Source organism: Brasilonema octagenarum UFV-OR1, from assembly GCF_963888615.1.
GTDB lineage: Bacteria > Cyanobacteriota > Cyanobacteriia > Cyanobacteriales > Nostocaceae > Brasilonema > Brasilonema sennae.
In genome coordinates this window covers 1-5,865 of record NZ_CAWPKW010000191.1, presented here as the reverse complement: position 1 = coordinate 5,865, position 5,865 = coordinate 1, and the positions used below count along the sequence as shown (strand labels likewise).

Here is a 5,865-nt window from a genome sequence, read left to right as displayed (position 1 = left end):
ATCAGCTTTGCTTATGGATGTTGGGAGTTGAAAAATTTCCGTTCCATTAATACCCAGGGAATTAGAGAGCAGATTGCTACGCTCACCAATTTGTCCCCTAAAAAATGGGCAGGCGGGGACGCCGACGCATTGTCCCCTCCAGAAACAGCCAGCCAACGCATTGTCCCCTGAGAATGAGGCAAGCCTTCGTTTTGTGGATCTGTGTTGGCGTCACGAGTACTCGGGTAGAGTCGATGGGCGGTATTGCCCGCCGCACCTCTCTGTTAAATCCGGACATGCGGTAGGGTAGGTAGCCAGCGAGTTACCATTTCTAACCGTGCTCTACATTATTTGTGGTGGTGTATGTGATTCAAATAAGAATCGCTGTATTCATCCCCCCCCGAATTGTATATAAAAAACCACCTTTGAGTTGTACATGGATACCAAGTTGAAAGCATGCAAAAAGCGCCCCCCTTTTCAGGAGAGCGCTTTTTACTTATCTAAGTTTTAGCTATTATCCGTTGATAGCAGGAGCTTGGAGTGCTACAGGAGCAGCTTCAGCTGATGCCAAATCAAGAGGGAAGTTGTGAGCATTACGTTCGTGCATTACTTCCATACCCAGGTTCGCACGGTTGAGCACATCTGCCCAAGAACCAATTACGCGACCTTGAGAATCAATCAACGATTGGTTGAAGTTGAAACCGTTGAGGTTGAATGCCATGGTGCTGATACCCAGTGAGGTGAACCAGATACCGATGACAGGCCATGCAGCCAGGAAGAAGTGCAAGCTGCGGCTGTTGTTGAAAGAAGCGTATTGGAAAATAAGTCTTCCAAAGTAGCCGTGAGCAGCAACGATGTTGTAGGTTTCTTCTTCTTGACCGAACTTGTAACCGTAGTTTTGAGATTCGGTTTCGGTTGTTTCACGAACCAAGGAAGAAGTGACCAGAGAACCGTGCATTGCACTGAACAGTGAACCACCGAAGACACCTGCAACACCCAGCATGTGGAAGGGATGCATTAGGATGTTGTGCTCTGCTTGGAACACTAACATGAAGTTGAATGTTCCAGAGATGCCCAAGGGCATACCATCAGAGAAGGAACCTTGTCCGAGGGGGTAAATCAAGAAGACTGCGGTTGCTGCTGCAACAGGTGCACTGAATGCAACGCAAATCCAAGGACGCATTCCTAAGCGGTAGGATAATTCCCACTCACGACCCAGGTAGCAGAATACACCAATCAGGAAGTGGAAAACAACTAATTGGTATGGACCACCGTTGTACAACCACTCATCTAAGGAAGCTGCTTCCCAGATGGGGTAGAAGTGTAAGCCGATGGCGTTGGAGGAAGGAACAACAGCACCAGAGATGATGTTGTTACCGTACATTAAGGAACCTGCTACTGGTTCGCGGATTCCGTCGATGTCTACGGGGGGGGCTGCGATGAAGGCGACGATGAAACAGGTTATTGCGGATAGCAAGGTAGGAATCATCAGGACGCCGAACCAACCGATGTAGAGACGGTTTTGGGTGGAGGTGATCCACTCGCAAAACCGCTCCCATACATTGGCGCTTTCGCGACGTTGTAATGCAGTTGTCATGGTTCTTATGATTGCGGTTGTTTTGGTATGTATGTAAGCAAATGTTTGTTTGCTATATTTTCATAATAGTTTACATTCGTTTACAAAATCAAGGGGTTTTCCAGAACGTTTTCTTTTACCAGCTATCAGCTTTGCTTATGGATGTTGGGAGTTGAAAAATTTCCGTTCCATTAATACCCGGGGAATTAGAGAGCAGATTGCTACGCTCACGCTCGCAACGGGGCACACGCGATACGCCCTTGGCGTCTGCCCTTTGGGCAATCGCCCGTACATGCCCGGAGGGCAGTTTGGAGAACTGCCCTCCCCCGCTCGCGTTCGCGCTCGCGTTCGCGAGCGCTTTGCGCGAGCGCGTGTCCGCAGGACGGGCGCTCAGGGCAACAAAGCTCCGCTTTGTTGGGGCAAACGGGCGCACTTTGTGATCGCCCCAAAGGGGCGGCAAAGCGAGGAGCATGGTCGCGCGGGCGCGTGGGTAGTTGGCGCTCTTGCTGCTGTTATCAGGCGAGTCAATGAACCAAGAATCCCCTCGCACCTTTCAAGAGCAGGGGAGTGTCAAGTAATTTTGCCCAAGCGGTTTAAATATAAAGCGAGTGTAAAGTAGTGCTTCCGTATTTTCCCTACTTACCGATTCAGTGCCATATGAGCTATTCATATCTTTAGAAATTCCTTCTCAGTGGTTTTATGGGTGCACTACAAAGCAGGACTAGAGTTAGTCCCGCAATTGAAATCAATAGACGTAATCAGATTGCCCAAATGCACAGTAAATTAGTTCATAAAATTGTGCATCGCTGGGTCAAAAAATGTAATGAAAGCTACGAAGACTTATATCAGATAGGATTTGTTGGGCTTCTCAAAGCGGTTGAGCGCTTTAAGCCAGAACTGGGTAATGCTTTTAGTTCTTTTGCCGTTCCCTACATCCAAGGTGAGATTCAGCACTATTTACGGGATAATGCATCGCCACTAAAAATCCCTCGTTCCTTCGTAGAAAAGCTTGGTAAGATCAGGCGGCTGAGAAAGCAATTTATCGCTAATGGAAGACAGGTTCAGGAAGCGGAAGTCGCGGCGAAGCTAGGAATCAGTGCTACTGAGTGGGAATCTTTAAAACTCACAATTTCACAGCGCTTAACAATAAGTTGGGATGAGTTATCCTACGAACCTAAGGTTGAAGACTTTGAAACAATAGCCCAAGAGGAATTAACTCATCGCCTCTATGAAGCCATCTCAAAACTAAATCCCAAGCACAGGCTCGTTATTCGGGAGTGTTATCTTCTTAACAAAAAAGTCACTGAAATAGCTAAACTGTTGAAAATCTCAACAAAAGAAACCGAAGCATTGATACAGGAAGCAATCTTTGTTCTGAACTCATCATTAACAGCATTTTATGGAAGTTCATGTAGTTGAGCTAGACAGGAAGCTACTTAGAAAAGACGGTGGAACGCAACCAAGGGAGAAACTGGATAGAAAGCATATTGATGATTTGGTTCGCGACTGGAAAAGGGGCGCGAAGTTCGAGGCTGCGTTAGCTTACTATGACGGTCAGGACTACTGGTTAATAGATGGATATCATCGGAATGCTGCACTCGAGGAGTTAGATGAGTCTAAAATTCTCATCTCTGTCCGCTGTGGAACACTATCGGACGCCACATGGCACTCGTACTCAGTGAATCAGCATAAAGCCTTGAAGCGAAGTAATGCTGATAAGCAACGGGCAATCATAGGAGCGCTCAAGCATCCTTATGGTGCAAGCAGAAGTAACGTACAGATAGCTGAGCATTGCGGAGTGGATGAAGGAACTGTTCGTGCTTGGCGAAAAAAGCTTGAGAACAGTGGTGAAATTGAACCTAACCATGAACGTACAGTGACTCGTCGGGGGAAGACTTACAGCCAAAAAACCACTCATATTGGTAGTAGTAAGCACAATCACCAAGAACAACAACAGTTCAAGGTCATTTGCTCAGATTTACCTTATTACGGACAAGTTGTAGAGGTCGTCTCAGTCAAAGCAGGCGATTGCTACCTATGTCGCACTAGTAACGGTGATACTTACCCATTCTTTAAATCTGAACTTGGCAACGTGGATACCGGAGTCACTCCCTCTCCTATTGTTGCTCAAGAGCAACCATCTCCAAGAGAGAAGCTAGTTGCCTTAATAGTTCGCTTGCCAGAGGAGTGTTTAGAGGATGCAATCGTCCTTCTTAAAGAGAGGTTCGATTTTCACTACCTCAAAGAGCCGCTCTGTGAAGTACCTACACGGTGATTTTCAAAGCGAACATGGTAGGGACGAAGCTACCTGCCAAGAAATTAAATGAATTGGCTCTACCGCGTCATTTATGTCGTCGCACGCTGCCTTCGGCAGCTTTTGGGTAAGAAGCTTCTTACCCAAAAGCTGCCGCCCCTAAAAATTGAGCCAACCTTATTAAGAACGAGTACCCCTGTTGCACTAATTGCAACACCTTAGGAGCCAATCGATCTGCTTTCACTCTTTGTCCCGGCTGCCTGCCTAATTTTTGACCCCGCGCTTTCGCCGCTGCCAACCCAGAACGCACCCTCTCCCTCACCTCACATCTTGCACCTGGAAATTTGAATGTTAATTCCTTGACTAAGTGCCAGTTCTCTCAAGCGTTCTAGATGTTGTAAAAGAAGTAACACTGCCAAATGGGGAAATATAGTGTGAAACGCAATTTCTGCGGCTTCTCCCCAATCAGGTAGTTCGTCGGAGGCGTTAAGCGTAGCTCTGCCGTAGGCAATCGCCGTGGATAAATAAGCCCAATGTGCCAAAACGTAAGAAATAAGGGACAATATCAACCAACGATAAACGCCTAAAAGTGTCCCCTGTCCAAAACGGTGCAAGCCGAAACGCGCGACGTGAAGTTGTGCGTAGGCGCAGTAGCGCATTAGACCGAGAAGCCTTCTTCTCCTGGGATTCCTTCCTCCCAGTCCCCATGTAAAAGGGTCTTTGACCCTGCCTATATCGGTAGTAAGTACCTGCAAGTGTAGCCAATGAAACCGATAGAATGCAAGGCACAGAAGCCCTTCTAAGAGAGTACCACTCGACCGAGGGCAAGGGGAAGTTTGGCAAGGGGTTAGCGATAAGCGAACCGTTACAAGCCCCGTCATTTGCAGAAGAGTGAAAGTAGCACCCTGCTACATAGGTACTGACCACACTCTAACCAAAACGGTAAGTAGGACAGGTCAAAGATTGTTTTGGCTTTGACAGCGAAGGATAGCCAAGGCTTGAGCCGGATGATTCGTAAGAGTCCTGTCCGGTTCTTAGGGGAGGGAGATGCAGTAATGCAGGCTCCCTTACCCGACGGTGCTTGGCAGTCTTAAACCAACCTTCAATCTGCCAACGTCGTTTACCCCACCAAGAAATGGTACTGGCTTTGAGAACTTTGGTAGACAGGACAAATCGTTTTTCATACTTGCCATCATCTCGTTTAAAATAATACCATGAGATAGAGACAGGAAACTTCAAACCCCTTAGGTAAAGCTGTTGTCCTCGCTTATGTAGTTGAGCAACACAGCGCCCATCAACCAACATACGGGTACAAGCGATACCAACAATTACATGGTATTTCCGCTTTCGGACGCCGTGTATAAATTCCACACTTGCCTTTGGCTGTATCTACCAGAACCATCACCTGGAAGTGCTTTGTTAGTTTTTTGGGCAAGCATTTGACCATTTTTAATCCTAATTGTGCTGGGGAACAGGTACCTTTTCCTCTCCAGACACGAAAACTCCAAGGTACTCGCCACCTACGGGGTCTAACACGAGAAATTGAGCCAGCCTTACTAGAACGAGTACCCGACTGCGCCGACAGATCAACAAAACAAAGGCTGGCTCAATTTCAGGGGACAATGCGGACCAACAACCAAATACACCACAACCAAATGCAAGCCTCGTTTTCCGTTGTATACGCGGATTAAATTTTCAAATACCTTAAATTTTCCGACTTTCTCCAGAGTTGTTACTGTGCGTTAGCTTATTTTGGAAGGGTGAGGGGAATTAATACAAGACTTGGTAAGGAAAAAAGCTTATAAAGGATCAGAACGCTCTCATACCGTGTAATACGTGGGGAAGGGGAAAAGAAAGTCTCGGTGTCATACATGGAAAAAGAAGTTAAGAGTCTCCGTGTCATACATGGGAAGAAGGAATTCATATTCATGAGCGAGTGTGTTACATGAAGACAGGTTCTCCCGTGTAATACACGTTTGGGGCTAATGTGGAATTATGTTGCTGTACGTTCGCTCCCGAATGAAAGGGAGAGAGGAATTAATGCCAGACTCGGTAA

The 5,865-nt window shown here is 46.9% G+C and carries 4 protein-coding genes and 1 pseudogene; 2 read left to right on the top strand and 3 right to left on the bottom strand.

The features are described from left to right. Positions 1–493: 493 nt before the first annotated feature. Positions 494–1,576 (bottom strand): photosystem II q(b) protein, encoded by a 1,083-nt coding sequence (gene psbA, locus AC5590_RS13590; protein WP_169268809.1) that lies wholly within the window; start codon positions 1,574–1,576, stop codon positions 494–496. 678 nt (positions 1,577–2,254) lie between these two features. Here psbA and AC5590_RS13585 point away from each other — a divergent pair. Both AC5590_RS13585 and AC5590_RS13580 read left to right on the top strand, forming a co-directional pair. Continuing rightward, positions 2,255–2,974: a sigma-70 family RNA polymerase sigma factor gene (locus AC5590_RS13585; RefSeq protein WP_282453094.1), complete on the top strand. Its 720-nt coding sequence runs from the start codon at positions 2,255–2,257 to the stop codon at positions 2,972–2,974. Then, entirely contained in the window at positions 2,955–3,830 is an 876-nt protein-coding gene (locus AC5590_RS13580) for an Lrp/AsnC family transcriptional regulator (RefSeq protein ID WP_169268807.1), read from the top strand. Before AC5590_RS13585 ends, AC5590_RS13580 begins: the two co-directional genes overlap by 20 nt. Before the next feature lie 302 nt (positions 3,831–4,132). Here the strand turns inward: AC5590_RS13580 and AC5590_RS13575 are convergent, their stop codons facing one another. Together AC5590_RS13575 and AC5590_RS13570 are read right to left on the bottom strand one after the other, a co-directional pair. Continuing rightward, on the bottom strand, positions 4,133–4,468 hold the full coding sequence (locus tag AC5590_RS13575; RefSeq protein WP_169268806.1) for a hypothetical protein: 336 nt from the start codon (positions 4,466–4,468) through the stop codon (positions 4,133–4,135). A 415-nt stretch (positions 4,469–4,883) separates the two neighbouring features. Continuing rightward, positions 4,884–5,545 (bottom strand): annotated as a pseudogene (locus AC5590_RS13570) (hypothetical protein); the annotation flags it as partial. Positions 5,546–5,865 lie beyond the last annotated feature (320 nt).